This is a genomic window from Sorangium sp. So ce185 (assembly GCF_051526825.1).
Lineage (GTDB): Bacteria > Myxococcota_A > Polyangia > Polyangiales > Polyangiaceae > Sorangium > Sorangium cellulosum_D.
The window spans coordinates 3749211-3764610 of the sequence record NZ_CP150316.1 but is presented as its reverse complement, the minus strand read 5'-3'; the positions used below and the strand labels follow the sequence as shown (position 1 = coordinate 3764610).

The following is a 15400-nucleotide window of genomic DNA, read 5'->3' as shown; positions in this document are numbered from 1 at the left end:
GGCTGGGTCCTCAGCCGCAGGGGCAGTCCGGGCACGGGCAATCCGCGCACGGACAGCCGCCGGCGAGCTGCGTTCCAGCATAGGCCATCGCCGGGATGCCGAGGACGGCCGCGAACAGGGTCACCTTGAGCCAACGACGCATGGGAGGTCTCCTTGTCTTCTCCGGCCGGCGGTCCTCACCGGCCTTCCTCGGCTCTAGGCGCGAGCGGGGCCGAGCGTGACACCCGCGCGATCGAAAATCGCGGCGGCCGGACGCGACCTCACCTGTGCGCGCGCCGCCGGCCCCCGTCGCGGCATTGGCAGATCATTCCGCCGGGCAGGCTCGGCGTGCTAGGGTGGCGCGCCTATGTCCGGCCGCTCGTGGTTCGCCGCCGTCGGCGTGCTCTGCCTCGCTTGCACGCCGTCGCGACACGACGCCGGCTCGGGCGCCGACCCGGCCGGGCGCGCGGGCGTCGCGGTCGCGGAGCCGTCCAGCGAGCGCCCGGCAGCCGACCCGGGCGCCGCCGGGCCGGTCGTCACCCCCGAGCCGCCGAAGGCGCCCGCCGCCGAGGCCCCGCTCGCCGCGGCCGAGGCGGCGCCGGAGGTCCCCTCCCGCGTGTACGCGAGGACCCGCGAGGTGTGGATCCGGTCCGCGCCGCGGCCGAAGGCCCAGTGGATCGGGTATCTCTCGATCGGCGGCTCGGTCCGCCTGAAGAGCCCCGAGCCCGTCCGGGCCGCCGGCGATTGCCCGGCGTTCTACGCCGTGGAGCCCCGCGGGTACGTCTGCGTCGACGGCGAGCGCGCCACCCTCGACGCGGCCGATCCCCTGCTGAAGACGCTGAGCGAGCACGCCCCGCTCGTCGATCAGCCCGTGCCGTACCGCTACGGCGAGTCGCTCGGTCTCAAGCGCCTCTTGAACGTCGAGGGCATCGACGCGCCGGCGTGGCCCGAGGGGATGCACGACCTGCGGCACATGCAGGTCCGCCCGCGCTCGTCGGTCGCATGGACGAAGGAGGTCGAGGCCGGCGGGGCGACGTGGCTCTGGGCCTCCGATCTGACGTTCGTGCCGAAGGACAAGGTGAAGCCGTATGAGCCCGCCACCTTCGAGGGGGTCCACCTCGGCGCCGACGAGCGGCTCCCGATCGCGTTCTTTCGCCGCAAGCCGCGCCCCAAGTACCGCCTCACCGAGGAGAACCAGCTCGCGAAGACGGACGCCGTGTGGGAGCGCCTCGACCGGGTCGGGCTGACGGGCAAATCGCGGCAGGTCGGCAAGCTGACGTACCTCGAGACCCGCGACGACGGGCACTGGGTGCTCGAGCGAGATGCGGTGGTGATCAAGCCGCGGAAGGCGAAGAACCCGTGGGGGCGCCGCATCCAGCTCGGCGGCGCGGCGCCCGCGGCGCCCGCCGAGGGGCCGAGGAACACGTGGATCGAGATCGCCGCGCTCGAAGGCTGGCTCATCGCCTACGAGGACGACCGGCCCGTCTTCGCCACGCTCATCTCGGCCGGGCGCAACGGGGCGGAGGAGCCGGAGAGGGCCGAGCCGTTCGTGCCGCCCTCCACGACCCCGCTCGGCCAGTACCGCATCAACCGCAAGTGGGTGACGAAGACGCTCATCACCCCTCACGTCGACGAGGACGACTGGATCGAGGCGGAGGTGCCGTGGAGCCAGCACTTCTTCAGCAAGTACCTCCTCCACGCGGCGTACTGGCACAACAACTGGGGCGACGGGCAGAGCGGCGGTTGCGTGAACCTCTCGCCGGTCGACGCCAAGTGGCTGTTCCACTGGACCGAGCCCCCCGTGCCGGAGGGGTGGTACGCGGTCCAGGTCACGCGCAAAGACCCGTCGACGCGCGTCGTGATCCACCGCTGATCGCCGCGGCCGAGCGCGAGGCGCGCCCGCGTCGCGCCTCGCGGGCGCCCGCGAAGGCGGCTATTTCACCGGGACGCAGCCGGCGGCGCCCGCGTCGCCCGCCGCGGCCATGCGCCGCATGCAGAGCTTGAGGCCGGCGCGGAGGTTGCCGACGGTCGTGACGCCGGACAGGTCGAGCCCGAGCGCGATCATCGTCTGGGCCACGTTCGACCGGATCCCGGTGACGATCCCCTCCGCGCCCAGCAGCCGGATCGCCTTGATCATCTCGATGATGTACCCGGCCGTCCGCGTGTCGACCGCGTCGACGCCCGTGAGGTCGAGGATCGCGTAGCGGGCGTCCTTGTTCACGATCGCCGTCAGCAGGTTGTCCATCACCTCGGCGATCCGCAGGCTGTCCACCACGCCCACCATGGGCAAGGTCAGCACCTTGTCCCAGACCTCGATGATCGGCGTCGAGAGATCGCGGATGACCCTCTGCTGCTTCTCGATCAGCTCGAGCTTGTTCCGGAGCTCCTGCTCGCGCTGCCTCGCCGCGGTGGCGTCCATGGTGATGCTGACCGCGCCGGGCTCCCCGCCGTGGCGCACGGGGACGTACCATGTCTCCCAGGTGAGGCCGTGCGCCTCGGTGACGACGTGCGACCCCTTCCCCTCGATCGCCTGCCGTATGGCCTCCACCCCCTCCGGCGCCCCCGCATAGAGCTCGTAGACGCTCTTGCCGAGGAGCTCTCCCGGCCGCACGCCGCCGGAGAGCTCCAGCCCCTTGCCGTCGTGGAACCTGAAGATCCCCTCGCGATCGTACCTGCACACGGCGACCGGGAGATTGTCGAGCACGGCCCGGAGGAGCAGCTCCGCCTCTCCGAGCTCCACCTCGGGCTCATTCTGGATCTCCGCGCCCGCCGCGACCGACGCCTCGTCCCCCGTCATGAGAGTTTTTTACCCCGCGTGCGCGCTGGCCGTCGAGCGTTTGTCGACGGTGGACGGCAAGTTTCGTGAACCCACCGGGGGAAACATCGCACCGCTTGCTGAGGCCGCTTGGCCCTCGCAGACGCGATGTCCCGGTGAAGCTATCGAGGCCCGCAGTCGCCGTGCCGCCGCGCCGCGCCGCGAGGCCGGGCGCGACGCGGCGCGGTGCGGGTTGACATGGTGTCCGGATTACACAAAGCTTCGTGTCCAGGTTACACGGAGGTCCGGATGTCCGTCGCATACGAGCACCCACGGCCGGCATTGACGGTGGATTGCGTCGTGTTCGGCCTCGATGAGGAGGATCTGAAGGTCCTCCTCATCCGGCGGGAGCTCGAGCCGTTCCGCGGCCGGTGGGCGCTCCCGGGCGGCTTCGTGCGCGTCGACGAGCCGCTGGACGACGCCGCGCGGCGGGAGCTCGCCGAGGAGACGGGGCTCTCGGGGGTGTACCTGGAGCAGCTCTACACCTTCGGCGCGCTCGGGCGCGACCCGCGCGAGCGCGTCGTGTCGGTGGCGTACTACGCGCTGGTCAAGCTCGGGGATCACCGGGTGAAGGCGGCGACCGACGCCCGCGAGGCCGCGTGGTTCTCGGTGGACGACACGCCGGCGCTCGCCTTCGATCACGAGGAGATCTTCTCGACCGCGCTGGAGCGGCTGAAGGGCAAGGTGCGGTATCGGCCGATCGGGTTCGAGCTCCTGCCGCCGAAGTTCACGCTGTCGCAGCTCCAGCGGCTCTACGAGAAGATCCTCGAGCGCCCGCTCGACAAGCGCAATTTCCGCAAGAAGGTCCTCGGCACCGGGCTACTCGTGGAGCTCGACGAGGTCGAGCAGGACGTCGCCCACCGGGCGGCGCGGCTCTACCGGTTCGACCGGCGGAAGTACGAGCGGCTCGAGAAGGACGGGTTCAGCTTCGAGATCTGAGGCGGGGCGGCGTCACAGGACGGCATCCAGCGTGACGACATTGCACGCTGCGCCGCATTGATATTTCCTGTCCTTGCAGTGATCGCGGACCATGTAGTCCTTCGACCTGCCATCTGGAGCTCGAATCGACACCTTGCACTCGAGCTCGAGGCAGCCGATCTTCGAGGGCACCTCGAAGTGCCCCGAAGCGTTGGTGGACGTCTTGCCGTCGAGGCGCGCGTCAGGGCACGTCAGCGTGACCTCCGCGCCCATGATCGGATTGCCCGCCGCGTCACGCACGACGCCGGAGACATCGATCCCCGGGTCGCACCCGACGAGCGCTGCCGCCGCCAAGGCGGCCATGCACGCGCTCCGCAACGCACACCAGACTTGAGAACCCATAGGTAGCTCCTCCGGAGATGACGCTGGCCTGGAACGGACACGGCGGGTTTTCATGGGGCCTTGCTCCAGCGAGCTCGCCTTCGCGGCCATCGTCGCCCGTCCGCGCCAGCGGGTCGACCCGCGCCAGGGCCCGCAGGGGAGTATACGCGCCCCCGGGCATTTCGCACCTGGCTCGTACAGGCCGCCCGCGGGCGATCGGGGTTGACATAGTGTTCATTCGACACCATGCTTAGTGTACGTTGAACACACAGCCGAGGGCGCGCCGCGTGCGCGCCCCCGCGGCCGGCATCGACCGTGGACCTCCCACGTCGGGATCCGACGGCCCGCTCGGCCGCGTCGTCCACGTCCGGTCGGCAGCGCGCCCTGGGACGGGCGCAGAAGGGACCAGCATGACATGCGAGGCCGCTTTCCCGGCTGACCTCGGAGGGGGATCGCGCTTCGAGGTCGCCGGCGGCACGGTGACCGGGACGGACCACCTCGCGGTGGGGCGGCCCAACCAGGACGCCTATGCCTTCCGGGCCGAGGGCGGCTGTCTGGCCGCGGTCGTCTGCGACGGCTGCGGCAGCGGCGCGCGCAGCGAGGTGGGCGCGGCGCTCGGGGCCCGGCTCGTGACCGAGCAGGTCCTCGGCGCGCTCCGGCGGGGCGGAGATATCGAGTCGCCGGAGACGTGGGAAGAGGTGCGGCGCGGGGCGCTCGCGCCGCTCCGGGCGATGGCGGCCGGCATGGGCGGGAGCCTCGCCGAGGTCGTGTCGACCTACTTCCTCTTCACCGTGGTCGGCCTCGCCGTCTCCGGGGACAGGGCGTGCGCGTTCTCCCTCGGCGACGGCCTGATCGCCCTCGGCGACGAGCTCCTGCGGCTCGGCCCTTTCCCGCGGAACGAGCCCCCGTACCTCGCGTATGGTTTGCTCGAGCGCCCTCCGGGCGGCGAGGCGCCGCGCTTCACGGTGCACCGCGCCTTCCCGTCGAGCGCGCTCCAGACTGCCCTGCTCGGCACCGACGGCGCGATCGATCTCCTGGAGTCGTCGTGCCGGCAGATCCCGGGCGGCGGCGGCGCGGTCGGCCCGCTCTCCAGGTTCTGGGAGGACGATCGCATGTTCGCCAACCCGGACGCGGTGAGGCGGCGGCTCGCGCTCATCAACCGCGCGGTGACGCGGCCGGTGTGGAAGGAAGAGCGGATGGAGCGCGAGGGCGGGCTGCTGCGCGACGACACGACGCTCGTCGTCGTGCGGAGGGCGCAGAGCGCGCGCGATTGACCCGCGGCCCTGCGCGGCTTCGCGCGGATCGCGGCGTGGACAACGAGGCTCTCGGGGCGCCCGGAGGAGGCGAAGGTGGACGTTTATCTCGGTGCAAAGCGGGCTCGGCTCGACCCTCGGGCCTCGATCGGCAAGGGCGGAGAGGCGGACGTGTTCGACCTCGGCGACGGCCGCGCGCTCAAGGTCTGGAAGACGCCGGATCACCCGGATTACGCCGGACAGGACGCCGAGCAGCGCGCCGCGCAGGACCGCATCGAGCGCCACCAGGACAAGCTGCGCGCCTTCCCCGGCGCGCTGCCCGCCCAGGTGATCGCGCCCGCCGAGCTCGCGACCGACCGATCGAAGAAGCGCATCGTGGGCTACGCCATGCGCCTCGTGCGGGGCGCCGAGCCGCTCCTGCGGTACGGCGAGCCGTCGATGCGCCACGGCGGGCTCTCGTCGGCCGCGGTCTCCGAGGTGCTCGCGGGGCTCCACCGGACCGTGGAGGCGATCCACGGCCGGGGCGTGGTGATCGGCGACTTCAACGATCTCAACGTCCTCGTCGCCGGCGGCGAGGCGTTCGTCATCGACGCCGACAGCTTCCAGTTCGGCCCGTTCCTGTGCCAGGTGTTCACCGAGCGCTTCGTCGATCCGCTGCTCTGCGACCCTTCCCTGCCCCGGCCGGCGCTGGGGAGGCCTTATTCGCCGGACTCCGACTGGTACGCGTTCGCCGTGATGGTCATGCAGAGCCTGCTCTGCGTCGGGCCTTATGGCGGCGTCTTCCGGCCGCGGTCCGCGGCGGCGCGCGTGCCGGAGTGCGCGAGGCCGCTCCGCCGCATCACCGTGTTCGACCGCGAGGTGCGGTATCCGAAGCCGGCCATCCCCTACCGCGTGCTGCCCGACGATCTCCTCGACGCGCTGTACCGCGTCTTCGTCAAGGATGAGCGCGGCGTCTTCCCGCGCCGGCTGCTCGAGGGGCTCGCGTGGGCGCGGTGCGCGTCGTGCGGCGTCGAGCACGCGCGCCCTGCCTGTCCGACCTGCGCGGGCGCGGCGCCGGCCGCCGTCAAGGCGTCGACGGTGGTCCACGGCGAGGTGCTCGCGACGCGGCTCCTGAGCACGCGCGGGGTGATCCTCGCCGCGTCCGCCGGGCCGGGCGGGCTCGCTTATCTCGTGCACGAGGGCGGGCGGTTCCTGCGGGAGGACGGGTCGGTCGTCCTGTCCGGCGCGCCCCACCCCGCGATGCGGTTCGCGGTGCAAGGGCGGGCGACGCTGATCGGCCGCGCCGGCGAGCTCGTGGTGCTCTCGCCGGGAGCGCCGCCCGAGCGGATCCCGGTGGACTGCCTGGGGACGAGCCCCGCGTTCGGCGTCAACGAGCGCGCCCGCTACTGGACCCGTGGCGGCAAGCTCCTGCGCAGCGGCAGGCCGGGCGCCGCCGCGCTGTCGGGCGAGGCGGGCGCCGTCGCGATGGGCGATGTCCTCGCCGGGCAAACGGTGTTCTGGGTCGGTCCCCGCTTCGGGCTCGGCTTCTACCGGGCCGGGAACGTCTCGATCGCGTTCGTCTTCGACGCCGAGCGGCCGGGCCTCAAGGACACGGTCAAGCTGCCTTTCCCCGGCGGCAAGCTCACCTCGGCCACCTGCGTGTTCGACGGGGCGGCGCCGCGCGCCGGCCGCGGGCGCGCGTGGCTCTTCCTCGCGGCCGAGCTGGCCGGCCGGACCGTGCACCGGTGCATCGTCGTGGGCGAGGACGGCGCGGTCGAGGCGGTCGCCGACGGCGAGGGGGGCGGCGGCTCGTGGCTCGGGGCGCTCACGGGCAAGTGCGCGGCGTCCGGCTTCCTGCTCTCGGCGACCGACGGCGGCGTCGTCCGCGTCGAGGTCCGAGGGGGAGCGCTCGTGGAGACGCGGCAGTTCCCCGGCACCGAGCCGTTCGTCACCCAAGCTTCCCGGCTGCTCGTCGGGCCAGAGGGCCTGTTCGTCGTCGACGCGCAGACGATCACCTTGCTTCGCATCGCGTGAGTTCGATTCTGAGCTGATTGGCCCGCTCCCGCGGGCCCTTGAGAGGAGAGAGAGACCATGACAACGACAGAGCTCCCGCTGCCCGCCTTCTACGATCCGAGGAACGCCGAGCGGTGGGGTTACCACCCCGACGAGACGGCGCTCCACGGCGCCGCCGCCGCGTGGCGGAAGGCGCACGGCGTCAAGCCGTCGGCCGCGGACGCGCGGAACGTGCACCTCCTGCTCATCGACGTGCAGAAGGACTTCTGCTTCCCGCAGGGGTCGCTCTACGTCGCCGGCAGGAGCGGCACGGGCGCGGTCGACGACAGCCGCCGCATCGCCGAGTTCATCTACAAGAACCTCGCGTCCATCACGAACGTCACGGTCACGATGGATACCCACTTTGCGTACCAGATCTTCTTCCCGTCCTTCTGGGTGGATCGCGAGGACCGGCCGCTCTCGGCGCACCGCGAGATCACGACGGCGCAGATCGACGCGGGGGAGGTGCGGCCGAACCCGGCCGTGGCGCGGTGGCTCTGCGGCGGGAGCTATCCGTGGCTGATGAAGCAGGTCCGGTACTACTGCGAGGAGCTCGAGAAGGCGGGCAAATACAAGCTGTACCTGTGGCCGCCGCACTGCATCCTCGGCAGCGACGGCCACGCGCTCGCGGGCGTCGTGCACGAGGCGCGGATGTTCCACGCGTTCGCGCGCGGGGTGCAGTCGTGGGTGGAGGTCAAGGGCGGCAACCCGCTCACCGAGAACTACTCGGTGATGCAGCCCGAGGTCCTGACGCGCCACGACGGCCAGCCGCTGGCGCAGCGGAGCACGGCATTCCTGAAGACGCTGCTCCACGCGGACGCGGTGCTCATCGCCGGCCAGGCGGCGAGCCACTGCGTGCGCAGCTCGATCGAGGACATCCTGACCGAGATCGCGCTCACCGATCGCGCGCTCGCGAAGAAGATCTACGTGATGACGGACTGCATGTCGCCGGTCACGGTGCCCGACGGCAAGGGGGGGTTCGTCGCCGACTTCACGGCCGAGGCGGACAAGGCGCTGAGCCGGTTCGCCGCCGCCGGGATGAACCTCGTGAAGAGCACCGACCCGATCGCGCGCTGGCTCGCCTAGCGCGGCGCTGGCCGCGCGGTGAAGCGAAGGAGAGGAGAGAGGCGATGAACATGAGCAAAGACGACCGTAAGACGATGAATGGCGGTGGCTCGCTCGACATCGAGCAGCTGTTCGAGGCCGCGCGGGACGAGGGCGCGCTCTCGCCCGAGGCGATGCAGGCGCTGCACATCACGGACCTGGGCGCCCAGATCCAGGCCGGCTTCGGCGTGCAGGTGGACGACGTGGCGTCGTCGGAGGTGGTGCTCGTCACCGTGATGCCCGACGACTCGGGATCCATCAAGTTCGCCGGCAACGCCCGGGCGGTGCGGGACGGGCACAACCTGGTGGTGAGCGCCCTCGCCGACTCGAAGCAGCGCGACTCCATCCTCGCGCACAACCGCTACCTGAACGGGACCGTGCTGTATCCGTATTGCCCGATCGCCCAGGCGGTGAAGATGGACACGAAGAACTACGACCCCCAGCTCGGCACGCCGCTCTACGACCAGACGGTGGTGCTCCTGGGAACGGTGATCGCGAAGGCGCAGGAGTTCGCGCTGAACGGCGTCCCGGCGCGCACGGTCACGCTGATCATCTCGGACGGCGCCGACGCGGGATCGACGTGGGCCAAGGCCAAGGACGTGTGCGCGCTCGTCCGCGACATGCGCCGCGCCGAGGCCCACATCGTGGCGGCGATCGGCATCGACGACAAGAACACCGACTTCCGGGCCGTCTTCCGCGACATGGGGATCGAGGACCGCTGGATCCTGACGCCGAAGAGCGACGCGGCCGACATCCGCAAGGCGTTCGCGCTGTTCTCGCAGTCGGCGGTGCGCGCCAGCCAGGGCGGCGCGTCGTTCTCGAAGACGGCCGCCGGCGGCTTCGGCGCGTGAGCCGCGTCAGGCCGCGGCCGCCCAGGGAAGGACGCCGTAACGGCGGCGCAGCTCCTCGACGTCCACGTCCATGACCGACCAGAAATCCCAGTCATCCATCAGGTCGATGTTCATCTTCGTGCCTCGAACGAACGAGCGCACGAGATCGTCGGCGAGCCCCGGCGTCGCCAGCATCCCCTGCTGCGACGGCGCGAGCACCGTGAGCGTTATCCCTTGCTGGAGCTGGACCAGCAGGAACACGAGGATTCCGAACGGGTTCTCGCGGCGATACCCCGCCTGGAAGGCGATCGTCAGCGCCTCGCTGCGGAGGTCGGTGCCGTAGCCGGCGAGGATGTGGCTGAGATCGTGGGTGAGCACGCCCTCGGGCACGCCGCGCTTCTCGCCGGGAAAGGAGAAGCCGTTCTCTCGATAGAAGGTGAACAGCGCCTTGCCGAGGGTGCCCTCCGGGTACCCCTCGAGGGCGCGGTAGCGCGCGGCCACGGGCTCGTTCTCCAGGAGGCCGGCGAAGCTCGCGAGGTTCCTGGCGAGCCCGGATACGCCGCCCTCGTCGAGCATGCGCCGCACGCTCTTGCCGAGCAGCGCGTTGCGGCTGATGTCGATGCGCAGGAGGAGCAGCCGCCGCTCGTAGAGGCGCTGGAGCTGGCGGACCGCGGGCGGGCGCGCCCCGAGCGCCGCGGCGAAGCGCTCTACCTCGAGCAGCTCGCGCTCGTCGATGCGCTCGCCGCACAGGGTCATCGCGCAGAGGCCGCTCACGAGCTGCTCGCGGAGCGCGGGCTCGCGGACGGCGGCCGCGAGCGCCTCGGGCGCGATCGGGGCGAGCGCGTCGATGTCGTGCGCCGTGTGGAGGAGGTGCCGCTGCACCGCGGCGATCGCGTCGCGCCGCGGCCCGTCGAGGGGACCGGCCGAGGTGAGGACGCCCTTGATGGCACGCAGACCCGCGTGCGCCTGCTCTTGGCTCGGAATGAGGTAGGTCATGCCGGAGAGGATGAGGACGAGCCCGCGCCCCGTCCTTGACCGGCGGCGCCAATGTGTTGACCGGGCGCGCCGCCAGGACGGCTCGCGGGCAGCGGCGCCTCGAGGGCCTCTGTCCACGCCGCTGTCCCGTTGTTCTGTCCCGGGAGCACGCGCCCGAGAGCGTGGTGCCGTAGCCAGATTGCGACTCACCGCGCGCGGGGCGGCCGTGGTACGGTGGGGGTCGCTTCTCCGCCGCTGCTGGGCCGCGCTCGTGCCTCGCAGATCGCGGAGCGCGGATCGACAGAGGGCCTCGATCGCGCAAACGGGCGACGACGTGCGCCTTCGCCGCGACAGCCGGCAATCGACAGGAGAGATGGGGGGTGGCCATGAGGTTTCAGGTCGCTTGTACGAACCGTGATAATCCCGAGATCGATCGCGAGCTTGGACGCGCAGAGACGGTGAGCGCCGACCGCGCGGACAGCAGCGATGGGCCGTTCGCGGTCCCTCGACGGCCCCGGGTCATCACGGCGTCGCGGGGCAGCGCCGGAGAACAGACGATGCTCGACGGTCAGGAGGCGCCGAGCGCCCGCGGGATCGTCGAGCACCTGCTCAAGAGCAGGCCGGGGGAGTACGACAGCCGGGCGGCGCAGCTCCTCGCCACCGCGTCGGCGTGGGCGTACTCGGATATCGACACCTTCACCAGGATCATGGGCCGCCGGGGCCTCCAGGGGGCGACGTGCGTCGAGGTCTCGCTCACCAACGAGGAGCTCTTCGTCGACACAAGCGCATACCTCGTCCAGAGCCCGTGCAAACAGCTGGCGATCCTCTGCTTCCGCGGGACGAGGCTGAGGAACGTGATCACCTGGCTGACGGACGCCGCCGTGAAGCCGGAGCCGTTCCACGCGGCGGGGACGGTGCATGGCGGCTTCTACCGGGCCGCCCGGGCCGTGTGGTCGCCCCTCCTGGTGATGCTGAGGGGCGCGCTCCACGGGCGCCGCGTCGACGACGAGCTCTCGCGGGAGATCGAGAGGACCGCCGTCCGCTCGGTGACGCTCGACGGGCTCGTGCGCAGCGTCGACGAGGCGCGGCTCGACAAGGTCCTCGAGGAGGTGCGCGCGGTCAAGAAGCTCATCGTGCAGGACGCCAGGGAGCGGCTGCTGGACAAGGTCGCTCCGGAGAGCGCCGGCAGAGGGCGGCCGGAGGACGCCCCCGCGACGCCCGGGTGTGACGAGAGCACCTCGTCCGCGCCGTCGGCGGCCCTGGCGCCCCACGCGGCTGCTGGACATCTGCGCGCGCGCGAGGCCGGGCCGAAGCGCGCGGAGAAGCCCGAGCTGAAGGCGCTCTACATCACCGGCCACAGCCTGGGCGGCGCGCTGGCGGTCCTCGCCGCGTCGCAGCTCTTCATGGCCAACGAGGCTCCGGAAGACGCGGTGGAAGACCTCCAGGCGCTGCAGGGGTGCCTGCGCGGCGTCTACACCTTCGGGCAGCCGATGGTCGGCAACAAGGTGTTCGCCGACAAGCTCGGCCGGTGCTTCGGGGACAAGCTGTTCCGTCATGTCTACGGGGTGGACGTGGTGCCGTCGCTCCCGCCGATCTCGACGGGGTCGTTCTCGCATTTCGGCCAGGAGCTGCGCGCCAACGGGTCCGGCTGGGGCGAGCACGCCGGGAAGGTGAACCAGACCTGGTCCGCCACCTTGGGCCTCGCGCTCGGGGTCGCGGCCTTCGTCATCGAGCAGCTGCCTTTCCTCCACTGGATCAAGCTGCGCTTCTCGCTGGCCGACCACTCGCCGCTCACCTATCTGCGCGTGTCCCAGCGGAGGGACTCGGTGACCGAGTTCGACTGACCGAGCCCGCCTCCGCGCCGTCAGGCGGAGCGGCGGTAGGCGGCGGGGCTGTGCCCGGTCCAGCGGCGGAACGCGCGCGAGAAGGCGCTCACCTCGGAGAAGCCCAGCAGGAACGCGATCTCGGCGATGGTGCGGCCCCGCTCGCGCATGTGGGCGGTCGCGAGCTTGCGGCGCGCCTCGTCGAGGACGCTCTTGTAGCTCTCGCCCTCGTCGCCGAGCCTCCGCTGCAGCGTCCGCGCGCTCATGCCGAGCGCGCGCGCGGCAGCGCCGACGTCGGGGACGCCGCGCCCGAGCGCCTCGAGGAGGTGGCGCTCGAGGGCGCCGCGCACGCCCGGCTCGGCCGGCAAGCGGGCGAGCAGCTCGTCGGCGTGCCGGCGGAGGACCGCGCCGAGCGCCGGGTCCGACCGCAGCGTGGGGGCGTCGAGGAACGCGGCGTCGAAGAGGATCGCGTTCTCGTCCGCGTCGAAGGCGAGCGGCGCGGCGAGGAGGCGGTCGTACTCGCCGCGCTCCGCCGGGGCGGGATGGGCGAGCGTGATCCGGTGCGGCGTGAAGGAGAGGCCGGTGAGGGCGCGGGCGCGCAGGACCCACAGGCCCACGATGAAGCTCGAGAGCTGCGGCGGCGCGACGGCGGCCGAGAAGCGCTGCGAGACGCGGGCCCGCGCGTCATCCACGGTGAGCCGCACGTCCAAGGCGTCGTGGATCAGGCGCTGATAGCGCAGCATGCAGCCGATCGCCTCGCGCACGGTGGCGCACTGGTCGGTGACGAAATCGACGACGTCGAACAGCTGGCCGACGAGCAGCTCGGCCGCGTGCAGGCCGAACGCCGGGTCGCGCGCGAGCTCGGGGACGTGGGTCCACGCGCGGACGACGGTGTCGTGGGGGACGCGGGCGGTGGGATCCTCGAGCAGGGCGGGGTCGACGCCGGCGACCGCGAGGGCCTCGCGCGGATCGACGCCGGCGCGCGACGCGGTGAGGACGCAGAGTCGGATGGCCTTGATGCAGCCGGTGGGGCCCATGGCGCTCGCTCCCTGTCGTATCCGATCTTGCGCCCGCCATCACGGCGGCGCGCCGTCGCGCGGGGGCGAGGCCGGCGCGCGGAAGCTCTCCCCGCCCCTTGTCGTCCGCGGTGACGCCTGGTAGCCGTGCCCGTCCCGCGGCCCTCGTCGCCTCGCGGCGGCGCCGGCGCGCGCGGGGCTCCGAGGTGGTTTCCGATGGCGGTCGTGCGGTGGAGAGCGTTGGAGCGGCGCGTGACCCAGCACTCGCCGTGGCGGAGGATCGAGGACGTCACCTTCGAGCTCCCGGACGGGCAGATCCGCACGTTCTCGCTCAAGAAGGAGGGGCGGGTCGTCTGCGTCCTCGCCATCTCCCGCGAGGAGCGGGTGATCCTGGCGCGCCAGTACAGGCCCGGCCCGGATCGGATCCTCGACGAGCTCCCCGGCGGCGGCGTCGAGCCGGGCGAGACGCCGGAGGACGCGGCCGCGCGCGAGCTGCTCGAGGAGACCGGGTATGTCGCCGGGCGGCTCCTGCCGCTCGGACGCCCGCTGGAGTGCGCCTACTCGACCATCGAGCGCCACGCGTTCCTGGCCGTGGACTGCGTGCGCGGGGGGGCGCAGGCGCTCGACGAGACCGAGTTCATCGACGTGATCGAGAAGCCGATCGAGGATTTCGTCGCGCAGCTCAGGGAGGGCGCCTGCACGGATCCGGAGGTCGGGTGGATGGGGCTGTACGAGCTGGGCTGTCTGCGGGCGAACGCCTGATCCGCGCCCGCCTCCCGCGTCGCGGGCGTCGCGAGCCCTGCCGGGCGCCGGCTGGGCTATGCTGGAGCGCATGCGCAGCAGGCACGACCACGTCCTCCTCGCTCCCGGCGCAGACGCGTCCGGCCGCACGCTGAAGGCGCCCTCGTCCAGGGCGCGCCCGCACGTCGACGACCGGCTGGCCCCGCCCGAGACGCGGGTGGAGTACCTCGACGGCGCCGAGATCTTCGCCGCCCCGGCCGACACGCCGCACGCGACGCAGCATTTCGATCTGACCTATGTCCTCGGCGCCCACGTCGCCCCGGGCTACCGGGGCGCCGTCGACATGCTCACCCGGGCCGACGAGGGCAGCGATTACGCGCCCGACGCCAGCGTCTTCGCGCAGAAGCCCGACCGGGGGGGCCACCGGCGGCTGGAGGAGCTGGCCTTCGAGGTCAGCGACAAGCAGGCCCTCGCCGTTCCGACCAGCAAGGCGCGCCGGCTGATCGATCGAGGCGTGCGGCGGGTGTTCTGCATCCTGGTGAAGCAGCACCGGGTGCTCGAATGGTCGCGCGAGACCGATGGCTGGCGGACGCTCCCGAAGGATGCGGTCATCGAGGACCCGTGCCTCGTGCGCCCGCTGCCGCTCCAGGCGTTGCTCGACGCCGCGTCCTCGGACGACGCCGTGGCCCGCGCGCTGCTCCAGAAGCGCGTGCCCGCGCTCGAGGCGGCGCTCGCAGAGGGCGAGGCCCGCGGGGAGGCGCGCGGCGTGGCGCTCGGCGAGGCGCGCGGAGAAGCGCGCGGCGTGACGCTCGGCGAGGCGCGCGGAGAAGCGCGCGGCGAGGCACGCGGAGAAGCGCGCGGCGCGCTGCTCGGCGAGATCCGGATGGCGCAAGAGGCCATCACCACGGTGCTCCAGGCGCGCGGGGTCGCCGTGCCGGCCAAGGTGGCGCGCGCGATCGCCGGCTGCGACGACCCGAGCAAGCTGCGTCGATGGCTCAAGCGCGCGGCCACCGCGGCGACGGCGGCCGAGGTCGTCGCGGGCACCCGGCGCAAGCGCTGAGGGTCGGCCGTCAGTCGGCGCCCCCGCCGCGGCGCACGAGCTTCTTCTCGCTCGTGCGCCGCTTGTCGTCGAGCCGCCTCGCCTTCGACGCCCGCGTCGGCCGCGTCGGCCTCCGCAGCGCCGGCACCTCGAGCGCGCGCAGGATCAGCGCGCGCAGCTTCTCGCGCGCGTCGTCCAGGTTGCGCTGCTGATCGCGCGTCAACTGGCTCACGATGAGCAGCCGCCCTTCGGCGTCGAGGCGGCCGCGCGCCAGCGCGCGCAGCCGCGCCTTGGCGCCCTCGTCGAGCTCCGGCCATGCGGCGAAGTCGAAGCGCAGCTCGACCTTGGAGGCGACCTTGTTGACGTTCTGGCCGCCGGGCCCCGACGCGCGCACCGCGCTCCAGCTGAGGAGCGCGGCCGGGGCGGTCAGCGCATCGTTGACGACGAGGGGGTGGGACACGGCGGCTCGCTCCTCCCCGCGGCGGGCGTGAGCGC

General features: G+C 72.3%; 15 protein-coding genes. 9 read left to right on the top strand and 6 right to left on the bottom strand.

The features are described from left to right. Positions 1-10: 10 nt before the first annotated feature. A complete protein-coding gene (locus tag WMF26_RS14060; protein ID WP_257792777.1) occupies positions 11-142 on the bottom strand; it encodes a hypothetical protein in 132 nt (43 codons plus the stop codon). Positions 143-346: 204 nt separating this feature from the next. Here WMF26_RS14060 and WMF26_RS14055 point away from each other — a divergent pair, with 204 nt between their 5' ends. Then, positions 347-1852 (top strand): L,D-transpeptidase, encoded by a 1506-nt coding sequence (locus tag WMF26_RS14055; RefSeq protein WP_438000758.1) that lies wholly within the window; start codon positions 347-349, stop codon positions 1850-1852. Positions 1853-1912: 60 nt separating this feature from the next. On the opposite strand, the gene WMF26_RS14050 is transcribed toward WMF26_RS14055, so the two are convergent. Then, complete coding sequence (locus tag WMF26_RS14050; RefSeq protein WP_438000757.1) at positions 1913-2776, bottom strand: STAS domain-containing protein; 864 nt, start codon at positions 2774-2776, stop codon at positions 1913-1915. A gap of 267 nt (positions 2777-3043) precedes the next feature. On the opposite strand from WMF26_RS14050, the gene WMF26_RS14045 reads away from it, so the two are divergent. Then, a complete protein-coding gene (locus WMF26_RS14045) occupies positions 3044-3733 on the top strand; it encodes an NUDIX hydrolase (protein WP_437337552.1) in 690 nt (229 codons plus the stop codon). Positions 3734-3745: 12 nt separating this feature from the next. Here WMF26_RS14045 and WMF26_RS14040 read toward each other — a convergent pair whose 3' ends face one another. After that, positions 3746-4114, bottom strand: coding sequence for a carboxypeptidase-like regulatory domain-containing protein (locus WMF26_RS14040; RefSeq protein ID WP_438000756.1), 369 nt, complete (start codon positions 4112-4114; stop codon positions 3746-3748). Between the two features lie 389 nt (positions 4115-4503). Here WMF26_RS14040 and WMF26_RS14035 point away from each other — a divergent pair, with 389 nt between their 5' ends. The 4 genes from WMF26_RS14035 to WMF26_RS14020 all read left to right on the top strand — a co-directional run bounded on the left by WMF26_RS14035 (position 4504) and on the right by WMF26_RS14020 (position 9332). Continuing rightward, on the top strand, positions 4504-5367 hold the full coding sequence (locus tag WMF26_RS14035; protein WP_438000755.1) for a protein phosphatase 2C domain-containing protein: 864 nt from the start codon (positions 4504-4506) through the stop codon (positions 5365-5367). A gap of 75 nt (positions 5368-5442) precedes the next feature. Beyond that, positions 5443-7359 carry a hypothetical protein gene (locus tag WMF26_RS14030; RefSeq protein ID WP_438000754.1) on the top strand — a complete coding sequence of 639 codons (1917 nt, stop codon included), beginning with the start codon at positions 5443-5445 and terminating at the stop codon, positions 7357-7359. 57 nt (positions 7360-7416) lie between these two features. After that, complete coding sequence (locus WMF26_RS14025; protein WP_438000753.1) at positions 7417-8463, top strand: nicotinamidase; 1047 nt, start codon at positions 7417-7419, stop codon at positions 8461-8463. Between the two features lie 44 nt (positions 8464-8507). After that, positions 8508-9332, top strand: a complete 825-nt coding sequence (locus WMF26_RS14020; RefSeq protein WP_438000752.1) for a hypothetical protein — start codon at positions 8508-8510, stop codon at positions 9330-9332. A 6-nt stretch (positions 9333-9338) separates the two neighbouring features. On the opposite strand, the gene WMF26_RS14015 is transcribed toward WMF26_RS14020, so the two are convergent. Further along, positions 9339-10307 carry a hypothetical protein gene (locus tag WMF26_RS14015; protein ID WP_438000751.1) on the bottom strand — a complete coding sequence of 323 codons (969 nt, stop codon included), beginning with the start codon at positions 10305-10307 and terminating at the stop codon, positions 9339-9341. A 437-nt stretch (positions 10308-10744) separates the two neighbouring features. Between WMF26_RS14015 and WMF26_RS14010 the strand changes: the two genes are divergently transcribed. Further along, on the top strand, positions 10745-12130 hold the full coding sequence (locus WMF26_RS14010; RefSeq protein ID WP_438000750.1) for a lipase family protein: 1386 nt from the start codon (positions 10745-10747) through the stop codon (positions 12128-12130). Between the two features lie 20 nt (positions 12131-12150). On the opposite strand, the gene WMF26_RS14005 is transcribed toward WMF26_RS14010, so the two are convergent. Beyond that, complete coding sequence (locus WMF26_RS14005; RefSeq protein ID WP_438000749.1) at positions 12151-13146, bottom strand: AraC family transcriptional regulator; 996 nt, start codon at positions 13144-13146, stop codon at positions 12151-12153. A gap of 231 nt (positions 13147-13377) precedes the next feature. Between WMF26_RS14005 and WMF26_RS14000 the strand changes: the two genes are divergently transcribed. Both WMF26_RS14000 and WMF26_RS13995 read left to right on the top strand, forming a co-directional pair. Next, complete coding sequence (locus tag WMF26_RS14000; protein WP_438000748.1) at positions 13378-13887, top strand: NUDIX hydrolase; 510 nt, start codon at positions 13378-13380, stop codon at positions 13885-13887. 70 nt (positions 13888-13957) lie between these two features. Further along, positions 13958-14926, top strand: a complete 969-nt coding sequence (locus tag WMF26_RS13995; protein WP_438000747.1) for a Uma2 family endonuclease — start codon at positions 13958-13960, stop codon at positions 14924-14926. A 10-nt stretch (positions 14927-14936) separates the two neighbouring features. Here WMF26_RS13995 and arfB read toward each other — a convergent pair whose 3' ends face one another. Next, positions 14937-15365, bottom strand: a complete 429-nt coding sequence (arfB, locus tag WMF26_RS13990) for an alternative ribosome rescue aminoacyl-tRNA hydrolase ArfB (protein ID WP_061623050.1) — start codon at positions 15363-15365, stop codon at positions 14937-14939. Positions 15366-15400: the final 35 nt, after the last annotated feature.